Origin of the sequence: Bradyrhizobium sp. th-b2 (genome assembly GCF_000426785.1) — a bacterium.
Classification (GTDB): domain Bacteria; phylum Pseudomonadota; class Alphaproteobacteria; order Rhizobiales; family Xanthobacteraceae; genus Bradyrhizobium; species Bradyrhizobium septentrionale.
In genome coordinates this window covers 58,614-78,119 of sequence record NZ_AUGA01000037.1, presented here as the reverse complement: position 1 = coordinate 78,119, position 19,506 = coordinate 58,614, and the positions used below count along the sequence as shown (strand labels likewise).

Below are 19,506 nucleotides of genomic sequence, written 5' to 3'. Positions count from 1 at the left end.
TTCTTGTTGCGTGGCCGGCTCAAGCCGCCCGCGTTGCAGTTGCCGCAACTTCGTCCTTCACCGGGTTGCGCAGCACGCCGATGCCGGAAACTTCGACCTCGACAACGTCGCCATCCTTCATCCACAGCGGCGGCGTGCGATAGGCGCCGACGCCGCCGGTGGTGCCGGTGACGATGACGTCGCCGGGCACGAGCTCGGTGAAGGTCGAGCAATAGGCGATCAGCGTCGCGACGTCGAACACCAAGTCGGAGATCGGCGCCGCCTGCACCTCGACGCCGTTGAGACGGGTTGCGATGTGCTGCTTGCTGATGTCGGAAAGCTCGTCGGTCGTCACCATCCACGGCCCGAAGCCACCTGTGCCGACGAAATTCTTGCCGGGCGCGAATTGCGAGGTGTGGCGCTGCCAGTCGCGGATGCTGCCGTCATTGTAGCAGGCATAGCCGGCGACATGGCCGAGCGCGGCCTCGCGCTTGATGCGCCGGCCGGCTTTGCCGATGATAACAGCCATCTCGCCCTCATAGTCGAAGCGCTCGGACTCCAGCGGCCGGATCATCGGCTGTCCGGCGCCGACCTGGCTGTTGGCGAAGCGGGTGAAGATCATCGGATGTGGCGGCGTCGGATGGCCGCTCTCGGCGAGATGCGTCGCATAGTTGACGCCGATGCAGAAGATCTTCTCGGGATCGGGCACCGTCGGCAGCAGCTCGATATCCTTCAGCGCGTGATCGGCGCGCTCGCCTTGCAGCTTCTTCAGCTCATCCAGCGAGCCCTTCGTCAGCAACGCCTTCAGCGTCGGATACGCCGTCAGCCGCTTGCCGGCGTCGATCACCCCGGCGTCGGTCACGATGCCGTAGCTTGCGGTACCCGCCGCCTTGAAACTTGCGATCTTCATGGTCTCTCACTCTCTTCGATGGAGGAAACATAGTTCTGGATAGGAAGTGCGATCTCGCCGTTGCGGACAGGGACGCATTGCGGCGGAAAGTCCTGACGGAAGCGGGCGCCGCTGGTCTCGGCGCGATCGAGGAAGCGGTCGAGATGTGCCATCGCGCCGGTCGGCAAATCGTGCAGCACCAGCAGCGTCCATGGCTGTGCACGGCATTGCGCGAGCGCACGGTCGGCCCAGCCATCCGGATCGTCCCAGTCGCGCGGAATCGCGTTCCAGAGCACGCAGCTGTGCTTGTTGCGCGTCAGATAGTCGACCACGGAGGGCTTCAGCAGCCGGTCGTCGAGATTACCGCCGCCGCCAAACGGCCGGAACCAGCGGTTCGGGTGAGAGAGCTCGCCGATCGCGGCCTGGGTCCGGCCGATCTCGCGCTGGGCCGTGTCCGCATCCGGCTGCTGGCCGAGCGGAATGCTGTGCGTATAGGTGTGATTGCCGATCCAGTGGCCTTCGTCGCGCGCGCGGGCGGCGAGGCGGCGGCGTGCAGGGTCGCCGAGTTTCTCGCCGATCACGAAGAACGTGGTCTTGATGCCGCGTTCGCCCAGGATATCGAGCACGCGTGGCGTCACGTCCGGCTCCGGTCCATTGTCGAACGTCAAGGTCAGGTCGAACACGTCGCGGTCCCCTTACGTCGCCGGCTGCATTGCGCCGGAGCCGACTTCGTCGGCGGCGCTCTGGCCGGCGCGCGTGCCGGTCTGCCAGATCGCGGCCTTGCGCTCGACCCAGCGGATCACGGTGTTGAAGGCGATCGCCATGAACAGCACCAGCAGCACGCCGGCGAAGACGTGCGGGCTGTCGAGAATGGTGCGGTAGCGCGAGATCAAATAGCCGATGCCGGCCGAGGAAATCAGCATCTCCGAGACCACCACGCCGACGATGACGAGCGCGCCGCCGACGCGCAGGCCCGACAGCACGGTCGGTATCGCGGCGGGGATGATGACGCGGACCAGGCGCTGGCCCAGCGTCGCGCCCATGCTGCGGGCGGCGAGCAGCAGTTGCGGGTCGATGGTCTGAATTCCGGCCGCGGTCGCCAGCATGGTCGGCAGGAAGCCGTAGATCGAAGCGAAGGCGATCTTCGACTCCGAGCCGATGCCGAGCCACACCGTGAACACCGGATAGAGGATTACGAGTGGGACCGCGTAGAGGCTCGAGACCATCGGCATGATCAGAAGCCGCGGCCGCGGCAGGCTGCCGACGACGGCGCCGAGCAGGATGCCGCCGCCGCAGGCGAACGCCATCGAGACCGCGACCTCGTAGAGCGTCACCGCGAGCGCGTGGCCATATTCGGCGGCTTCGTTCCAGCCGGCGAGCAGCGTGGAGGACAGCGACGGCAGGAACAGTTCGGGGATCAACCCGGTGCGCGGCAACAGCTCCCACAGCGCAATCAGGCCGATGACGATCAGATGGCGAAGTGTTCTCGCGCTCATCATTGCCTCACGCCGATTTGCGGATGTGGCGCCAGATGCGGTCGCGCAGCGCGCCGAAGGCGTCGCCGCTCAGCATCTCGTAGGTCCGCGGCCGCGGCAAATTGACCTGCAACTGATCGACGATGCGGCCGGGCCGCGGCGACGTCACGATCACCTCGTCGGCGAGATAGACCGCCTCGGTCAGGCTGTGGGTGACGAACACGACGGTCTTGCCGGTCGCGGCCCAGATCCGCAGCAGCTCGTCGCCCATCGTCATGCGGGTCTGCTCGTCGAGCGCGGCGAACGGCTCATCCATCAACAGCACCGGCGGATCCTGCACCAGGCCGCGCGCGATCGAGACGCGCTGCTTCATGCCGCCGGAAAGCTCGTGCGGGTGACGCTTGCCGAAGCCTTCGAGGCCGACCAGCTTGAGCGCATCCTGCGCCTTGGCCCGGCGCTCCGCCCTGGCGACGCCGCGCAGCGCCAGCGGAAACTCGACATTGTCTTCGGCGCTCAGCCACGGAAACAGGCTCGCTTCCTGGAACACGACGCCGACGCGGTTCGGGTCTGGCTGTGGGATCGGCGCGCCGTTGATGGTGATGGTGCCTGAGGTCTGCCCGCGCAGCCCGGCCATCATCATCAGGAGCGTGGACTTGCCGCAGCCGCTCGGGCCGACCAGCACGACAAAGCGCCCCGGCTTGATGTCGAGCGAGACGTCCTCCAGCGCGACGACGTCCTGCGACCTGGTCCGGAACACCTGGCCGACATTCCTCACCTCGATCGCGCCGGCGCGCAGCGGCGGCTTCAATGGTGTCACGTTCGCCAATGGCTGCATCGTGTTTCCACCCATCTGATGAGTTCATTGAAGGTCATGGCGATCGCGGCGACCATAACGACGCCGGCGAGCAGCTGCTTCATCTGGAAATTCTCGCCCCAGGTCGCGATCTGGTGGCCGATGCCGTCGCGCGAGGCGTACATTTCGGCGAGGATCACGCCGGTGAGGTTGAAGATCATCGAAATCCGCAGCGCTTCCAGCAGCACCGGCAGCATGCTCGGCAGGTAGACGCGGAACGCGGTCTGGATGCGCGTGGCGCCATAGGAGCGGGCGACCGTGAGGTGCTCGACCTTGACCGATTCTACCGCCGTCGTGGTCGACATGATCACGATGAAGATCGTCGAGAAGAAACCGAACCCGACCTTCTGGGCGAAGCCGACGCCGAACACCAGGATGAACATCGGCAGGAAGATCGATTTCGGGATGCTGAAGGCGAAGAACAGCAGCGGCTTTGCCACATCGGCAAAATAGCGGTTCTCCGCGACCAGGAAACCGATCAGCGCACCCATCGGCACCGCGAGCGCAAAGGCGGTCAACACTTCGGTCGCGGTCACCAGGAGGTCAGTCCGGACGCTGGAGCGTTGCAGGAGGTCGCCGAGCGTCATCAGCGTGTCCGATGCCGACGGTAGCAGGCGCGGATTGACGAGGCCGGTCCGCGACAGGATCTCCCACAGCGCGAAGATCGCGATCACGATCACGACCCGCGCGAGCTTGATGGTGAGGGTGGCCTGCATGTTATGGCTTGGTCGGCACCGGCTTGAACTTGGTCGAGATCACATCCTCGACCGGAACGATGTCCTTCAGCCCGCCGAGCTTGGCGAGATCGAGCGAGAGCTGCACCGCCGCCGGCACGTTGGCCGCGCCCATGTTGCCGTCGGTCTCGAGCTTCATGATGGTGTTGTCGTATTCCATCGCGGCGATCTCGGCCGGCATCTCGTAGAGGTCGGCGATCAGCTTCACGGTGACGTCGCGGTTGGCACGCATGAATTGCACGGCGCCATAGAGCGCGTTGACGGCCTTCTGGACCACCTCCGGCTTGGCCTCGGCGAACTTGTCGAGCACGATCCAGCCCGCGGTGAGGTTCGGCGGCGCCGCGGTCGCATAGTCGAGGATGGTCTTGGCTTCGCCCGACTTGGCGACCTGGAAGCTGAGCGGCGAATAGACGACGGCGGCATCGACATTGCCGGCGAGCAGGTTCGGCACCAGGCCGCCGCCGCCGACCGGCACGCGGGTGAAATCGATCTTCCGGTCCTGGATGGTCCAGAGCGCGAGCAGGTCGGAGCCGGAGCCTGCTGCGGTGATCCCGACCTTCTTGCCGTTGAGATCCTTGACCTCGAGCGTCGACTTGGCCGGCACCATCAATTGCCAGCCGAAATTGCCCATCGCGGCATTGGCGACGATCCGCGACATCACGCCCTTCTTGCGGCCGGCTGACACCAGCGACGGCGGATCGAGAATGATGTCGGCAGCACCCGCGGCCATGCCCTCGAAGGTCTCGGCACCGCTGCGGTAAACCGTCAGCTCGGCCTTGATGCCTTCCTTCTCGAACAGTTTTTGCCGGACCGCGGTCTCGGCGATGGTCGTCGGCCAATAAGTCTTGGTGGGCAGGCCGACGCGGATCGTTTCGGCAGCATAGGCGGGGCCAGCCAGCAGGGTGGTGGCGACGAGGGTTGCCAGCGCGCGGCGGCGCGTGATGCTCATGGTTATGTTTCTCCCGGATTATCGATTGTTGTTATTTTCGTCGCGTCGCGCGCCGTAGGTTCAGGTGCTGCCGTTGACCTCCGCAATGCGCGGAGCGGCGAGCTCGACGAATTCCCTGGTGATGCCAAAATGCTTTGACAATGCGCGAACGGCCGCATCCGCATCGCGTGCCAAGACGGCCTCCACGATCGCGGCGTGCTCGGCTTCGACGTCGCGCGTCCTGCCGACCTCGCGGCGGATCGAAAGCCGCCGATAGCGCTCGCTCTGCTCATGCAGCACATCGCGGAAGCCGAGCAGCCATTGCGAGCCGCAGGCATTGACCAGTGCGCGATGGAAGATGCGGTGGCGGACCACCCATTCTTCGTAGTGCACGGTCGGATCGTCAGGATAGCGATGGGGGACGGCCTTCAGCGCCTCCCAGGCGGCCGAGACCGAGTGCAGCCAGGCCTGGTCGCCGCGCTCGATCGAGCGCCGCAACGCCAGTCCCTCGATGTCGATCCGGGTCTGCGTGACGTCGGCTAGATCGGCGAGCGAGACCGGGCAGACGCGAAAGCCGCGCTGGTCGGAGGCCTGCACCAGGCCGTCGGCCACCAATCGTGACAACGCCTCGCGGACAGCGGCGAGGCTGACCGAGAACTGCTTGGCGAGGCCGGCGATATGCAGCTTCTGGCCGGGAAGCAGCCGGGTCGACAGGATGTCGGCCCGCAGCCGCTCCTGAACCGCCGATGTCAGGCTTCGCGGCCCGTCGCCGGCCAAGCCCTCGCGAAAACTCAACCCGATGTTCATGGCCGGCAGATTGGCTGACCGTCTTGTTGCCGTCAATCGAAAATCGATTTTTTGACGATGGATCGGCCAAATATGACAGACAATGTATACTAAACAGTCGGACTTGGTGGAAACTCCGAGAAAATTTGCTAGTTTCTCGCCAATAATGTATACAGATAGAATTCATCCTAGGGAGGATAGCGTGCAAAAGCCCTTTCCAATGAACGCGTGGTACGCGGCCGGCTGGGATGCCGAGATCAAGCACGCGCTGTTGCCGCGGACGATCTGCGGCAAGCATGTCGTGATGTACCGGAAGGGCGACGGCGAGGTCGTGGCGCTCGAGGATGCCTGCTGGCATCGCCTCGTGCCGCTCTCCAAGGGCCGACTCGACGGCGACGCCGTGGTCTGCGGCTATCACGGCCTGAAATACAATGCGCAGGGCCGTTGCACCTTCATGCCCTCGCAGGAGACCATCAATCCGTCGGCTTGCGTGCGCGCCTATCCCGTCGTCGAGCGCCACCGCTTCATCTGGCTCTGGATGGGCGATCCCGCGCTGGCCGATCCGGCGCTGGTGCCCGACATGCACTGGAACCACGATCCGGCCTGGGCCGGCGACGGCAAGACCATTCACGTCAAATGCGACTATCGCCTCGTCGTCGACAACCTGATGGACCTGACGCACGAGACCTTTGTGCATGGTTCGAGCATCGGCAATGAGGCAGTCGCCGAAGCCCCGTTCGACGTCACCCACGGCGAGAAGACCGTCACCGTGACGCGCTGGATGAAGGGCATCGAGCCGCCGCCGTTCTGGGCCAAGCAGTTGCAGAGGCCGGGGCCGGTCGATCGCTGGCAGATCATCCGCTTCGAGGCGCCATGCACCGTCAATATCGACGTCGGCGTCGCGCCGGCCGGATCGGGCGCGCCGGAGGGCGATCGCTCGCTGGGCGTCAACGGCTATGTGCTCAATACCATCACGCCGGAGACCGAGAAGACCTGTCATTATTTCTGGGCCTTCGTCCGCAATCACCGCATCACCGAGCAGCGCCTGACCTCGGAAATCCGCGACGGCGTCGCCGGCATCTTCCACGAGGACGAGATCATCCTGGAGGCGCAGCAGCGCGCGATGGACGAGAATCCGGACCGCGTGTTCTACAATCTCAACATCGATGCCGGCGCGATGTGGGCGCGGCGCGTCATCGACCGCATGGTGGCGAAGGAACATCCGCCGCAGCAGCTGCAGGCGGCGGAGTAGGCCAGGCCAGGCCATGACGGAACGCGAAGCCGATCGCTCAGTGTCGCAGACCGTGCGGGCGCAGCTTGCGCTGCGCGACCTGGTTCTCTCCGGCCGCCTGCGGCCCGGCGAGCGCATCTCGGAACTGCAGGCGGTCGAGATCACCGGGGTGTCGCGCACGCCGGTGCGGATGGCGCTGGTCCGGCTGGAAGAGGAAGGCCTGCTGGAGGCGATCCCGTCCGGCGGATTCATGGTCAAGGCATTTTCCGAGCGCGACATTCTCGATTCGATCGAGCTGCGCGGCACGCTGGAAGGGCTGGCTGCGCGCTTTGCCGCCGAGCGCGGCGTCTCGTCGCGCGATCTCGAGCCGCTGAAGCAATGCCTCAGCGAGATCGACGGCCTGGTGCGGCAGGATCCGATCTCCGTCGAGGCGTTTTCGTCCTACGTCGCGCTCAACGCGCGCTTCCACGCGCTGCTCACCGAACTGTCGCGCAGTCCGCCACTGATCCGGCAGATCGACCGCGCCTCGGCGCTGCCGTTCGCCTCGCCGAGCGGCTTCGTGATGGCGCAATCGGCGTTGCCCGAGGCGCGCCAAATCCTGCTGATTGCGCAGGACCATCATCGCGTGGTGGTCGACGCCATCGAGAACCGCGAGGGCGCGCGCGCCGAGGCGATCATGCGCGAGCATGCCCGGCTTGCGGCACGCAATCTGCGGCTAGCGCTGCGCAACCGCACCCATCTCGATCTGCTGCCGGCGCTGGCGCTGATCAATTCGGCGGCCGGCTGAGCGGAGCGTACCATGCGATTCATTGAGACCTGGACCTCCGCCACGCTGGTCGCGACGCGCGACCTCACGCCCGGCATCCGCGAATTCCTGCTGCGCCCCGACGGCTTTGCTGCCGCGCCTTACCCCGTCGGCAGCCATATCAATGTCAGCGTCACCATCGAGGGCCAGCCGCAAACCCGCTCCTATTCGCTGGTCGGCGAAGTCGATCCGCAAGGCTATCGGATCGCGGTGCGGCGCGCCCCGGATTCCCGCGGCGGTTAGCATTATATGTGGTCGCTCGCTCCGGGGGCGCGGCTCACCATCACGCTGCCGGCCTCGCTGGTTCAGCTCGACTGGACGCGGCGGCAGTTCTGCCTGATCGCGGGTGGCATCGGCATCACGCCGATCGTCGGTGCGGCAAAGGCGCTGGCCCGCCGCGACGCCGGCGTGGCGCTGCATTATGCCGTCCGCACGCGCAGCGATGCGGCCTACCTCGACGTGCTCGAACGTCTGCTCGGCGACCGCCTTGTCGTTCATGCCGGCGACGAGGGCAGCCGGCTCGACCTCGGCCGTGTGTTCGCGGCCTTGCCGCCGGAGACGATGGCGTTGTTCTGCGGCCCGATGCGGATGCTGGATGCGGCACGGCGCACCTGGGAGGCGTCCGGTCGCCCGCTGTCTGATTTGCGCTACGAGACCTTCGGATCGAGCGGGCTGCTGCCGACCGAGGCGTTCCGCGTCCGGCTCAAAGGCGAGGGGATCGAGTTCGTGATCCCGCGCGACCGATCGATGCTGGACGTGCTCAACGAAGCCGGTCATGAGGTGATGAGCGACTGCCGGCGCGGCGAATGCGGCGTCTGCGCGCTCGACGTGGTCGATGTCGACGGCGAAATCGACCATCGCGACGTCTTCTTCAGCGATCACCAGAAGCAGGAGAGCCGCAAGATCTGCGCCTGCGTCTCGCGCGCCCGCGGCACCATCACGGTCGACACCCTGCATCGGGCCGACGCGCTCTAACAGGCTCGACCGGTCGCGGCATTCGATCAGGGCTACGCCGCGTGCACCGAGTGCTGCGGATCGTGATCGAGCAGGGCCGTGATCTCGCCGGCCGACATCGGCCGGCCGATCAGATAGCCCTGAACTTCGTCGCAGCTGGTCTGGCGCAGGTATTCGAGCTGATCCGCGGTCTCAACGCCTTCGGCCACCACGCCGATCTGCAGGTCCTGCGCGAGGCCGATCACCGATTTGACGATCGCGGCGCAGTCCGGCTGGGTCAGCATGTCCCGGATGAAGGATTGGTCGATCTTGATGCGGCTGAACGGCAGCTTGCGCAAATAGGTCAGTGACGAGAAGCCGGTGCCGAAATCGTCGAGCGCGACCGTAAGGCCGAGTTCGAGCAGCGCGTTGAGGATCGCGGGCGCCGATCCGTATTTCGAGATCAGCATCGATTCGGTGATTTCGATCTCGAGCCGGTGGGGCGCGACGTTGGCCTGGGCAAGCGCGTCGACGATGGTCTGCAGGATGCCGACGTTCTGAAACTGGACCGCGGAGAAATTGACCGCGATCCTGATGTCATCAGGCCAGCGCGCCAGCATCGCGCAGGCATGGCGGATCACCCATTCGCCGAGCTGATGGATCAGCCCACTCTCCTCGGCGATCGGAATGAAGACGCTCGGCGGGATCAGGCCACGCGTCGGATGCTGCCAGCGCAACAGCGCCTCGAAGCCGGTGACGCGGCCTTTGCGGATGTCGAGGAACGGTTGGTAGACGAGGAACAGCTGGTCGGCCTCGATGGCCTGTTCCAGATCCCGCTGCAGGGCGCGTCGGTCGCGCGCGGACTGGTCGTCGCTGGCCTCGAAGAAGCAGATGGTGCCGGGGCCGGATTTCTTCCCCCGGTAGAGCGCGATGTCGACGTGCTTGAGCAGATCGTGCGACGTGCTGCCGTCCCGCGGCGCGAGCACGATGCCGATGCTGAGCATCCCGTTGATCTCGAACCCGTCGATCGTAAACGGATCGGCAAAGGCCGCGACGAACCGCTCGGCGATCGCGAGCGCATCCTCGGGCCTGGTCAGGTTGGACATGATCAGCGCGAATTCATCGCCGCCGATCCGCGCGACATGCTCGGCAGCGCGCGTGCAGCGCTGCAACCGGGCCGCAACCTGCACCAGGAATTCGTCGCCCGCGGGATGGCCGAACCTGTCGTTGACCTCCTTGAAGCGATCGAGATCGAGCAGCAGCACGGCGAATTCCTCGCCTGAGCGCGCCAGCCGGTGCAGCGCGCCGTTGAGCGCCTCGTTGAAGGCGACGCGGTTTGGCAGATGCGTCAGCGGATCCTGCCGCACGGTCCGTTCGGCCTCGTGCTGGGCGATGATCCGCCGCCTGAACTCGAACGCGTTGACGAACACGCCGCGCAGCAGCACGGAGCCGTAGACCAGAACGAGGACGGCCAACAGGAGATAGACGAAGTCGCCGTCCCTGCCGAGGCACATCGCGGTGCCGACGAAGATCGGCGCGGTGAATGCAATCGCGGCGATCGGGATGGTGGAGAAGGCGAAGGCGCCGCCGGCCAGCATTCCGGCGCACAGGCAGGTGATCACCAGTTGCGCGCCGCTTGATGCATTGGCGAAGAAGGCGACCGGAACGATGCCCCAGGCCGCTCCGAGCGCCAGCGCATTGCGCACCAGCCGGTACATGGTTCGGCGCGACACGAATTGCGGCTTGGCGATGCGGCGCGCTGCGCGCGCTTGCAGCCCGAAGAACAGCGCTGCGCTGCTCACGGCGGCGGCCCAGATCAGCGCGAAGGCCCAATCCGGCGATTGCCACAATGCAACGGCGAGCACCAGCGCGTTGCAGGCATTGGCCAGCATGATGCCGAAGGAATAGCCAAGCACGAGCGAAACCTGCTCGGCGCGGATGTGACCGGCAAGCGCTTCATCCGTCGGTGGTGCACCGAAGGCCGCGAGGTCGCCTGCGAACAAGGTCGCGAAATATGATCTCAGCTGGGTACGCATCACTAAATTGCCTGCGCGGTTTGGCCATGGCGCAGTGACGAAGGATTCTCTGCAAACCTTTGACAAACTATGAACTATTGGAACGGACCGGGCTGCCGCGGGCTCACGTTTTGGTTCCACTGGCGCGCATTGCTAACAAATCGATACAAATGCGTGACGCGACCTCACGGACCGGCAAAGCCTGCCGGGCGCCACGCTGCTTGATCCTCTGCCGGTTTTTCGCAATGAGTTGAGCAATGTCTTTGGTTCCCGCAACGGCAAACCAGAAGATGCGCATGAGCCTCCCGACCACGAACCACGATCCCGGGTTCCGTATCACGCGGGCCAGCCATGTCGTCCTGACCGTCCGTGACCTCACAGCGAGCCGGCAGTTCTACGAAAAGGTGATCGGGCTGCGGAGGAGGCCGATGCGCTCTATTTCCGCGGCGTCGAGGAGGCCTGTCATCACAGCCTTGTGTTGCGCAAGGGCGAAGGCGCCGCCTGTGCGCGGCTCGGCCTGCGGGTCTTTCAGGACGATGACCTCGACCGGCTCAAGGCCTTCTTCGAGGCGCATGGATGCTACGCCGCCTGGGTCGATGTGCCGCATCAGGGCCGCACCCTGCAAGCGACCGATCCCGCCGGAACGCCGCTGGAGTTCTGCGCGACCATGCCGGTGCTGCCGCGCATGATCACCAAATTCACCCGCCATGCCGGCGGCTCGGCGCTGCGGCTCGATCACACGCAGGTGCTGACGCCGGAGGTGCGCAAGGCGTGCGAGTTCTACACCGCCGCAGGCTTTCGGCTCAGCGAATACATCGCGCCGGCGGGGACGTTCGATCTGCGCGGCGTGTTCCTGCAGCGCAAGGGCAATCCGCACGACATGGTGTTCTTCAATGGGGCGGGACCGCGGCTGCACCATTTCGCGTATCTCGCGCCCGAGGTTCATCATTTGCTCAACGCCTGCGATATCGCCGGCGAGCTCGGCTATGGCGCGGCCGTCGAACGCGGCCCGGGGCGGCACGGACCGGGACACGCGATGTATGTCTACATGCGCGATCCCGACGGGCATCGCGTCGAGCTGTTCAACACGCACTACCAGATCATGGACATCGAGAACGAACCGATCGGCTGGGACCCCTCCGACCACAAAATTTCGTTTCCATGGGGACTGCCGGCGCGGCAGGCCTGGTTCGAGGAGGCGACACCGTTCGCCGATGTCGCGATCTGCGAGCCAGAGGTGAAACCGAAGCCGCTGACGCTCGAGAGTTACCTCGCGAAGTAGCATGGCATCATCGATCGCTACTCCCATCTATGACGTCGCCATCGTCGGGCTCGGGCCGGTCGGTGCGATCTTCGCCAATCTGCTGGCGAAAGCCGGCTTGAAGGTCGCCGTCGTCGAGCGTGTCGTCGACATCTACGACAAGCCGCGCGCGATCACGCTCGATCATGAGGCGCTGCGCGTGCTGCAGGCGATCGGGCTTGGCGATTTCATGGAGCAGGCGATCGCCCCGCACAACGGTTCGCATTATCTCGGCGTCGACGGTGAGATCATCAAGATCTTCGACCCGATGCCGCCGCCGTTTCCGCTCGGCTGGATCCCGAACGTCACCTTCGTGCAGCCGGATGTCGAGCAGGCGCTGCGCGACAAGCTCGCCGAATATCCGCAAGCCGACGTTTTCCTCGCCGCCGCCGGCGTGGCGTTGCAGCAGGATGAGAACGCGGTGACGCTGACGGCGCGGCGCGAGTCCGGTGAGGAGTTTTTGATCCGCGCGCGCTATCTGGTCGGCTGTGACGGCGCCAACAGCTTTGTGCGCAAGCGGCTCGGCATCGGCCTGGAAGACCTCGCCTTCGATGAATGGTGGATGGTGGTGGACACGCTGACCGGCGAGCCCGCCAAGCGGCCGTCCCGGAGTTTTCAGTATTGCTGGCCGTCGCGGCCAGGCACCTTCGTACCGGGCCCGCGCAATCTGCGGCGCTGGGAGATCAAGCTGTTGCCGGGCGAGGATCCCGATTTGGCCGGCGCGCCCGACAACGTCGTGAAGCTGCTGAAAGGCTTCACCGATATCTCCGACCTCACGATCTGGCGCTCGGCGGTCTATCGTTTCCACGCGCTGCTCGGCGAGCGCTGGCGCGACCGCCGCGTGCTGCTGATGGGGGACGCTGTGCACCAGACGCCGCCGTTCCTCGGGCAGGGGCTGTGCGCGGGCATCCGTGATGCCGTGAACCTTGCCTGGAAGCTGAGGCTGGTTCTCCGTGGCGATGCCGACGAGGCGCTGCTCGATGCTTACGAGATCGAGCGCAAGCCGCATGTCCGCGCCGTTGTCGCCAGCGCCAAGGAGTTCGGCAAGATCATCGGCGAACTCGATCCCGCGGCTGCCGCCGAGCGCGACGTGCGGCTGCGCGCTGACCTCAAGGCCGGCAAGGCCGAAACCATCCGGCAGAAATTCATTCCCGATCTCGTCTCCGGTCTGATCGCGCGCGATGCCGATCTTGCCGGGCGGCTGTTCGTGCAGCCGCATGTGCGTGCGCCGGACGGGCGGACCTGCCGGCTCGACGATTTGCTGAAGCCGGAATTTGCGATCGTGACGGCGGCAACAGAGCCGATGGCGTGGCTGTCGGACGCGTCCTGTGCCGCCTGGCAGCATCGCGCCGGCGAGCGCGTCGTCATCACGACCTCAGGTGAAAGCGCCGATGCCAACGGTATCCTGACCGTGATCGAGCGCGACGGCCTGTTCGCCGACTGGATGCGGCAACATGGCGCCGCGGCGGTCATTGTGCGGCCCGACCGTTATGTCTTCGGTGCCGCGGGCAGCGCCGACGAACTCAATATGCTTGTCGGGCAACTGCTCCAGAACCTCAGCGCAGGGCACTAGTCTTTTCAAGGCGACGCTTTGTCTGTACCACCGGAAGAAAGAGATTCCGGGGAAAAAAGACTTGCCGGGGGAAACCAGTGAACAACAAGAATGATGCGGCCGAATTCGACTACGTCATCGTCGGTGCCGGCTCGGCCGGTTGCGTGCTTGCCAGCCGCCTGAGCGCCGACGGCAAGCACTCGGTGCTGCTGCTCGAGGCCGGGCCGAAGGACACCAACATCTGGATCCATGTCCCGCTCGGCTACGGCAAGCTGTTCAAGGAAAAATCCGTCAACTGGATGTACCAGACCGAGCCCGAGCCGGGTCTCAACGGGCGGCAGGTGTTCCAGCCGCGCGGCAAGGTGCTTGGCGGCTCCAGCTCGATCAACGGCCTGCTCTATGTCCGCGGCCAGCACGAGGACTATGACCGCTGGCGCCAGCGCGGCAATGCCGGCTGGGGCTATGACGATGTCCTGCCCTATTTCAGGAAGGCGGAAGATCAGCAACGCGGCGGTGACAAATATCACGGCAGTGATGGACCGCTGCCGGTATCGGACTGGCGGCATCACGATCCGTTGTCGGAAGCCTTCGTTCATGCCGCGGCCGAGGTCGGCATTCCGACCAATCCGGATTTCAACGGCGCGAGCCAGGAGGGCGCGGGCTTCTTCCAGACCACGACGCGGCGCGGCCGGCGCGCCAGCACGGCGCGGTCCTATCTGCGGCCGGCGCTGACGCGCGGCAATCTGCATGTCGAGACCTCGGCGCTGGCGCAGCGCATTCTGTTCGACGGCAAGCGCGCGAGCGCCGTCGAGTACAAGCAGGGCGGGCAGTTGCGCACGGCCAGGGCGCGCAAGGAGATACTGGTGTCGAGCGGCGCGTACAACTCGCCGCAATTGCTGCAGCTCTCCGGCGTCGGCCCCGCCGACCTGTTGAAACAGCACGGCATCGACATCGTGCTCGATGCGCCCGGCGTCGGCAACGACCTGCAGGACCACATGCAGGTGCGCATCGTCACACGCTGCGCGCAGACCGTGACGCTGAACGACGTCGTCAACAATCCGGTGCGCCGCGTCATGGCCGGGCTGCGCTACGCGGCGCTGCGCAAGGGACCGCTGACGATCGCCGCCGGCACGTCGGGCGCGTTCTTCAAGACCAGCCCGCGGCTGGCGTCGCCGGATATTCAGATCCACTTCCTGCCGTTCTCGACCGACAAGATGGGCGAGAAGCTGCATCCGTTCTCGGGCTTCACGGCCTCGGTCTGCCAGCTGCGCCCGGAAAGCCGCGGCTCGCTGAAGATCAGGAGCGCGGACCCGGGCGTGCCGCCGGAAATCCGCATCAACTATCTGGCGACCGAGACCGATCGCCGCGCCTTCATCGACGGCATCCGTATCCTGCGCAAGATCCTGGCCGCGCCGGCGCTGAAGTCATACTCGGTCGGAGAGGTCGATCCCGGCGCCAAGGTGGTCAGCGACGACGACCTGCTGGATTTCTGCCGCCGCACCGGCAGCACCGTCTATCACCCGACCTCGACCTGCCGGATGGGCAACGATCCGCTCGCCGTCGTCGACCAGCGGCTCAAGGTGCGCGGCGTCGAGGGTCTGCGCGTGGTCGATGCGTCTGTCATGCCGGACCTGATGTCGGGCAATACCAATGCGCCGACGATCATGATCGCGGAAAAGGCGTCGGACATGATTTTGGAGGATGCGAGGTAGGAGTCCTCAGTTCCGTCATCCTGAGGAGCGCGCTCTTGCGCGCGTCTCGAAGGATGCACGGCCCCGATGTTTCGAGGCGCGGTACTCTTCACTCGTGGCCAAACTCGGGCCGTCGACCCTTCGAGACGCGCGCGAGGGCGCGCTCCTCAGGGTGACGGTGAAAGAGTGGCCGTAGCCCGGACGGAGCCTCAGCCCCGATACGCGCGTACCCGCGCGACCATCTGTTCGACATGGGCGATCGGCGTCTCCGGCAGGATGCCGTGGCCGAGATTGAAGATCAGCCGCCCCTTGCCGAAATTCTCCAGCACATCGTCCACCGCGCGGTCGAGCGCGGCGCCGCCGGCAATCAGCGCCAGCGGATCGAGATTGCCCTGCACGGCGACGCGGCTCTGCACGCGTTCGCGGATCATCGACGGCTCGGTTGCCCAATCGATCGAGACCGCATCGACGCCGGTTTGGTCGATATAGGCCGGCAGCATGCCGCCGGCGCCGCGCGGAAAGCCGATGATCCTGGCACCGGGGACCTGCTTGCGCACCCCGGCAACGATGCGCCGGGTCGGCTCGACCGACCAGCGGGCGAACTCGCGTGGCGGCAGCACGCCGGCCCAGGTGTCGAAGATCTGCAGGCAATCGGCGCCGGCCTTCAGCTGGCCGACGAGATAGCGGATCGAGTTCTCGACCAGGACGTCGATGATTTGAGCGAATGCCTCCGGATGGCGGTAGGCGAGCATCCGCGCGGGCGCCTGGTCCGGCGTGCCCTGTCCGGCCACCATGTAGGTCGCGACCGTCCATGGCGCGCCGCAGAAGCCGATCAGCGCGATGTCAGGTGCAAGCTCGCGGCGGACGCGGCGCAGCGCTTCGAAAACCGGCTCGAGCTTGCCGAAATCGGCTTGGGTCGCCAGCGCCGCGATCTCGCCGGGGGTTGCCAGCGGATCGAGCCGCGGCCCTTCGCCGGCCTCGAAGCGCACCGAACGCCCGAGCGCATAGGGGATCACCAGGATGTCGGAGAAGATGATCGCGGCGTCGAAATTGAACCTGCGGATCGGCTGCAGGGTGATCTCGGCCGCGAATTCAGGCGTGAAGCACAGATCCAGGAAGCCGCCGGCCTTGGCGCGAAGCTCGCGGTATTCCGGCAGATAGCGGCCGGCCTGCCGCATCATCCAGAGCGGCGGCACGGCCTGCCGGTGGCCCGACAGGACGTCGATGAGCGGCTTCTTCGCGGGATCCTGGGGCACGGGGAAAGTTCCTGATCAGGTCAAATTTGCGCTCCTGATACACGCTGCGACGCAATGGGCCAAGGCGGTTCTGGAACCCCGGTTTGCTTGGGCGCGTTGTTCCGGAGAATGGAGGGACGACATGGCTGAGAAATTCGATCCTGCCGCACATGACAAGCATGCCGAGAAGCCGCACGAGGCGCAGGCTGCCGACCGCAGGGCCCGCAGCCGGCTCAAGGAGGGATTGGAGGATACCTTCCCGGCCTCCGATCCGGTCAGCGCCACGCAGCCGGCGCCGTCGAAGCACGACGGCAATCGGGACAATTAGCTGGTATATCCCAGCGGTTGCTAACCACGATGCGAGTTGGGTTCAACCGTGCGGCGAACGGGTAGCGGCGCGGCGGTGGCTCAAAGCGGACAACCCTTGATCTGGAGCGTGATCGTCGGGACAGATTAGATGGGGCCGCCTTCGGGGCGCTGCATCCGGTCATATTCGAAGGTCACGCCGAGCCGGCGCTCCAGACGCCAGACCAGAATGCAGTGCCGTCGGATCGGCTCGCTCTCGATCTCGAGATCGAACGCAAACGGGAGTGCATCGTCGCTTTCCACCGCGAGCCCCGCGCCGCCGGTCGAGAGATTGAGCACAACGCATCCGACGCTGGTGTTGCGGAAGAAAATGGTTCCGCGCTTCATCAGGACTGTCCGCTGGCTGTCCGTCTTGTATCTTCTTATTGTTGTACTCACGGCAGTCTACTAGCCCCGATGATGCAGTCGCGATCGTCCCCTAAAGCGCGACGAGATTTGGTTGAATCGTCATCGCGCTTTCGTCCCTTGCTTGAGCATGGTCTCTTCGGAAAACCGCCTGGCACTTTTCTTGGCACTTTTCCGGACACGCTTTAGTTCACCAGCACCGCGCCGTCGCAGCGGACGCCCAGCACCCAGACGTCGACCTGGCCGAGCCCGATGCCGAGCGTCGCGAGGACGGATGCCAGCACCTGATCGATTGGACTCGTCACGCCATTCAGGATGCTCATGACCAGCGCGCCCAATCCCGGGATCGGAAGCCCGAGCGGGCCGACAGTGATCGTGAGCGAGAGGTTGCCGAGCAGCGTGCTCGTCAGCGATGTAAGGAAGTTGGTCGTCGTCACCGTCTTCTTGGTTCCCGACTGGATGTCGCTGTAGCTGAAATTGACGTTGGTCGGCGTGGTGTTGCCCATGCCGGCATGGGCGAGGCCGGTGACGGTGACGAGACCGAGATTGACCAGCGTCACCGGTGGTGGATTTGGCTTGGTCGTGAAGTTGGTCATATCGGCAATCGTGACATTGCCGATCCATGCATCCACGATTCCCGGTGTCACGCCGACCGTCACCTGCGACGTGTTGATGTTCGGATGGCCGCAGGACACCGCGTTGAGCGTCGCGGTGCCCGAGGCGACCTCGACATAGACCGGGAGGTTGATCGCGGAAACGGCGCCGGAGCCGAGAACATTGACCGTCGCCAGGATCCTCGTCTGCGCGGTGTGGACGCTCACGCCCTGGGTGCCCATCGTGATCCAGCTCGAGCCGACCGGGCGCTCGCCGATCGTTGCGATCACGGAAACGTTGGCGATGCCGGGCAGGCCGAGATTGACCGAGGTTGCGATCTGATGGTTCCCGTTCGCGATCTGCGCCACGGTGTTAACGAGGTCGAACACCGAAATGCTGGCGCCAACCTTGGGTTTCTGCCCGACCGTCAGGTTGGCAAAGGGGCCGAGGTCGAGCAGTGTTCCGGGCGTAATCTTGGTTGAGGAGCCGGTGACGGCCTGGGAGATCGTCGACAGCGCGGTCGTCGCGGCGCCCGCGCCATTGGTGATCTGCTGCGTGGTCAGTGCGGCCGCCATGATGTCGCCGACCTTGATGTTGCTGCTCAGCAGGTCGCTATAGGTGACGCCGGTCAGGTTGACCCGCGTCGCCAGTGCCGACAGGAAATCCAGCGCGTCGATCTTCGCGCTGATCAGTGAATTGTAGTCCATCACCGAGAGCGACAGCGTGGTGCCGAGCATCGAGCCGAGCATCGCATTGAGCACGCCGCCGTTGACCGAGAGCAGCCGCGAGCCGATCGCGAACGACGCCATTTCGGTCGACGTCGCGGTGGCGGTGGTCCTGATCGTGAAGCTGCTCGCGCCGGTGATGTAGCGTGCGAAATAGAGCGGGGTCTGGGTATTCAGCGTGACGCGCGCGGCGTTGGGAATGCCGACCGCCGGGGTCACGAAACGGGCCTGTGGCGCGACGGCGCTGTTTGCGGTGTAGGTCCCCGTCTCAACCTTGACCACCGCGCTGGCTGGATAGTTGTTCTGTGTCACCGTCGCGGTGGCGGCGTTGACCGGATTGTTCAGGTTGGCGGCGGCGACGATTGCGGCGAGATCGGCGGTGCTCTGGGTCTTGCGGCGGTCGGCGAAGATCGTGCCGAGGTCGATTGCAAGCCCGGCGCACCCGATCACGAGCGTCATCAGGCCGGCGCTGATCATCGCGAAGTTTCCGCGTTCGTCGGCGCCGAAGCGCCGCATCAGCATCAGCATGGCCGTCATTCTAGAATCCTCCGTACTGAATCGCCGCGGAGCGGACGATGGTGCTCGCGGGCTTGGGTACGAAAGGCAGGCTTTAGATGAAGTTGCCGGCCGCGTTGTAGTTGACCGTCACGACGTAGACGTTCGCGTTCGCCGGCGACGGCGCGGCATTGACCGTGAGATTTGCGGGAACGAGCAACGGATAGGTGGATGCGTTGGCGGTGACGTAGCTCGTCGCGAGGCTGTTGCGCTCGGTGTCGGTCATTCCTGCGATAGACGATCGCGCCGCTTCGGCGGCGAGTTGCTGAACGCCATGCACCATCGCGAGATACGAGCCGAAAACGATGATGCCAAAAATGAAGGCGAGAAAAAGTGGCAGCATGAGCGCGAATTCGACCGCAGACGCGCCGCTTCGACAGCGAAAAAAACCGGGCATGGAACACCTCGAGACGCAAACTACGGCGTCACGTTGCGAGGCTTTGATTAAGGAAAACTATGAAAACGCTTCCGCGAATCAGTGACGTCAATTCAGATGAATGGCAGCACCAGGATTG

18 protein-coding genes and 2 pseudogenes are annotated in these 19,506 nt (G+C 65.1%); 8 read left to right on the top strand and 12 right to left on the bottom strand.

All coding sequences use genetic code 11. The features are described 5' to 3' along the window. Positions 1 to 19 precede the first annotated feature (19 nt). The 7 genes from K359_RS0132395 to K359_RS0132365 are packed head-to-tail and all read right to left on the bottom strand — an operon-like array spanning position 20 to position 5,665. Positions 20 to 889 (bottom strand): fumarylacetoacetate hydrolase family protein, encoded by an 870-nt coding sequence (locus K359_RS0132395; protein ID WP_029083045.1) that lies wholly within the window; start codon positions 887 to 889, stop codon positions 20 to 22. Beyond that, on the bottom strand, positions 886 to 1,551 hold the full coding sequence (locus tag K359_RS0132390) for a polysaccharide deacetylase family protein (RefSeq protein WP_029083044.1): 666 nt from the start codon (positions 1,549 to 1,551) through the stop codon (positions 886 to 888). The genes K359_RS0132395 and K359_RS0132390 overlap by 4 nt, the downstream gene beginning before the upstream one ends. 12 nt (positions 1,552 to 1,563) lie before the next feature. Then, complete coding sequence (locus tag K359_RS0132385) at positions 1,564 to 2,364, bottom strand: ABC transporter permease (RefSeq protein ID WP_029083043.1); 801 nt, start codon at positions 2,362 to 2,364, stop codon at positions 1,564 to 1,566. A gap of 7 nt (positions 2,365 to 2,371) precedes the next feature. Further along, a complete protein-coding gene (locus K359_RS0132380; protein WP_051346526.1) occupies positions 2,372 to 3,178 on the bottom strand; it encodes an ABC transporter ATP-binding protein in 807 nt (268 codons plus the stop codon). Beyond that, a complete protein-coding gene (locus tag K359_RS0132375) occupies positions 3,157 to 3,912 on the bottom strand; it encodes an ABC transporter permease (RefSeq protein ID WP_029083041.1) in 756 nt (251 codons plus the stop codon). The genes K359_RS0132380 and K359_RS0132375 overlap by 22 nt, the downstream gene beginning before the upstream one ends. A 1-nt stretch (position 3,913) precedes the next feature. Continuing rightward, entirely contained in the window at positions 3,914 to 4,879 is a 966-nt protein-coding gene (locus K359_RS0132370) for an ABC transporter substrate-binding protein (RefSeq protein WP_029083040.1), read from the bottom strand. A 60-nt stretch (positions 4,880 to 4,939) separates the two neighbouring features. Next, a complete protein-coding gene (locus K359_RS0132365; RefSeq protein ID WP_029083039.1) occupies positions 4,940 to 5,665 on the bottom strand; it encodes a GntR family transcriptional regulator in 726 nt (241 codons plus the stop codon). 181 nt (positions 5,666 to 5,846) lie between these two features. Here K359_RS0132365 and K359_RS0132360 point away from each other — a divergent pair, with 181 nt between their 5' ends. From K359_RS0132360 to K359_RS53565, 3 genes and pseudogenes are all read left to right on the top strand, one after another. Next, positions 5,847 to 6,896, top strand: coding sequence for an aromatic ring-hydroxylating dioxygenase subunit alpha (locus K359_RS0132360; RefSeq protein ID WP_029083038.1), 1,050 nt, complete (start codon positions 5,847 to 5,849; stop codon positions 6,894 to 6,896). A 13-nt stretch (positions 6,897 to 6,909) separates the two neighbouring features. Beyond that, entirely contained in the window at positions 6,910 to 7,662 is a 753-nt protein-coding gene (locus K359_RS0132355) for a GntR family transcriptional regulator (protein WP_029083037.1), read from the top strand. 12 nt (positions 7,663 to 7,674) lie between these two features. Then, a pseudogene (locus K359_RS53565) lies at positions 7,675 to 8,655 on the top strand (2Fe-2S iron-sulfur cluster-binding protein). Positions 8,656 to 8,687: 32 nt separating this feature from the next. Here the strand turns inward: K359_RS53565 and K359_RS0132345 are convergent. Beyond that, the gene (locus K359_RS0132345) at positions 8,688 to 10,649 is read right to left on the bottom strand and encodes a bifunctional diguanylate cyclase/phosphodiesterase (protein ID WP_029083036.1); all 1,962 of its coding nucleotides are present in this window, start codon (positions 10,647 to 10,649) and stop codon (positions 8,688 to 8,690) included. Positions 10,650 to 10,708: 59 nt separating this feature from the next. Here K359_RS0132345 and K359_RS66275 point away from each other — a divergent pair, with 59 nt between their 5' ends. The 4 genes from K359_RS66275 (at position 10,709) to K359_RS0132330 (ending at position 15,192) form a co-directional block, all read left to right on the top strand. After that, the gene (locus tag K359_RS66275) at positions 10,709 to 10,882 is read left to right on the top strand and encodes a hypothetical protein (protein WP_165126041.1); all 174 of its coding nucleotides are present in this window, start codon (positions 10,709 to 10,711) and stop codon (positions 10,880 to 10,882) included. 224 nt (positions 10,883 to 11,106) lie between these two features. Further along, positions 11,107 to 11,910: a VOC family protein gene (locus K359_RS53560; RefSeq protein WP_245284786.1), complete on the top strand. Its 804-nt coding sequence runs from the start codon at positions 11,107 to 11,109 to the stop codon at positions 11,908 to 11,910. Between the two features lies 1 nt (position 11,911). Further along, positions 11,912 to 13,501 (top strand): bifunctional 3-(3-hydroxy-phenyl)propionate/3-hydroxycinnamic acid hydroxylase, encoded by a 1,590-nt coding sequence (locus tag K359_RS0132335; protein WP_029083035.1) that lies wholly within the window; start codon positions 11,912 to 11,914, stop codon positions 13,499 to 13,501. Positions 13,502 to 13,578: 77 nt separating this feature from the next. Continuing rightward, complete coding sequence (locus K359_RS0132330; RefSeq protein ID WP_029083034.1) at positions 13,579 to 15,192, top strand: GMC family oxidoreductase; 1,614 nt, start codon at positions 13,579 to 13,581, stop codon at positions 15,190 to 15,192. A 188-nt stretch (positions 15,193 to 15,380) separates the two neighbouring features. Here K359_RS0132330 and hemE read toward each other — a convergent pair whose 3' ends face one another. Then, a complete protein-coding gene (gene hemE, locus K359_RS0132325) occupies positions 15,381 to 16,427 on the bottom strand; it encodes a uroporphyrinogen decarboxylase (protein ID WP_029083033.1) in 1,047 nt (348 codons plus the stop codon). A gap of 121 nt (positions 16,428 to 16,548) precedes the next feature. Here hemE and K359_RS0132320 point away from each other — a divergent pair, with 121 nt between their 5' ends. Further along, positions 16,549 to 16,734 (top strand): hypothetical protein, encoded by a 186-nt coding sequence (locus tag K359_RS0132320; protein ID WP_029083032.1) that lies wholly within the window; start codon positions 16,549 to 16,551, stop codon positions 16,732 to 16,734. Between the two features lie 125 nt (positions 16,735 to 16,859). On the opposite strand, the gene K359_RS0132315 is transcribed toward K359_RS0132320, so the two are convergent. The 3 genes and pseudogenes from K359_RS0132315 to K359_RS53555 all read right to left on the bottom strand — a co-directional run bounded on the left by K359_RS0132315 (position 16,860) and on the right by K359_RS53555 (position 19,388). Next, entirely contained in the window at positions 16,860 to 17,150 is a 291-nt protein-coding gene (locus K359_RS0132315) for a PilZ domain-containing protein (protein ID WP_371261209.1), read from the bottom strand. A gap of 152 nt (positions 17,151 to 17,302) precedes the next feature. Further along, complete coding sequence (locus tag K359_RS0132310) at positions 17,303 to 18,973, bottom strand: pilus assembly protein TadG-related protein (RefSeq protein ID WP_029083030.1); 1,671 nt, start codon at positions 18,971 to 18,973, stop codon at positions 17,303 to 17,305. Position 18,974: 1 nt separating this feature from the next. Beyond that, a pseudogene (locus tag K359_RS53555) lies at positions 18,975 to 19,388 on the bottom strand (TadE/TadG family type IV pilus assembly protein). Positions 19,389 to 19,506: the final 118 nt, after the last annotated feature.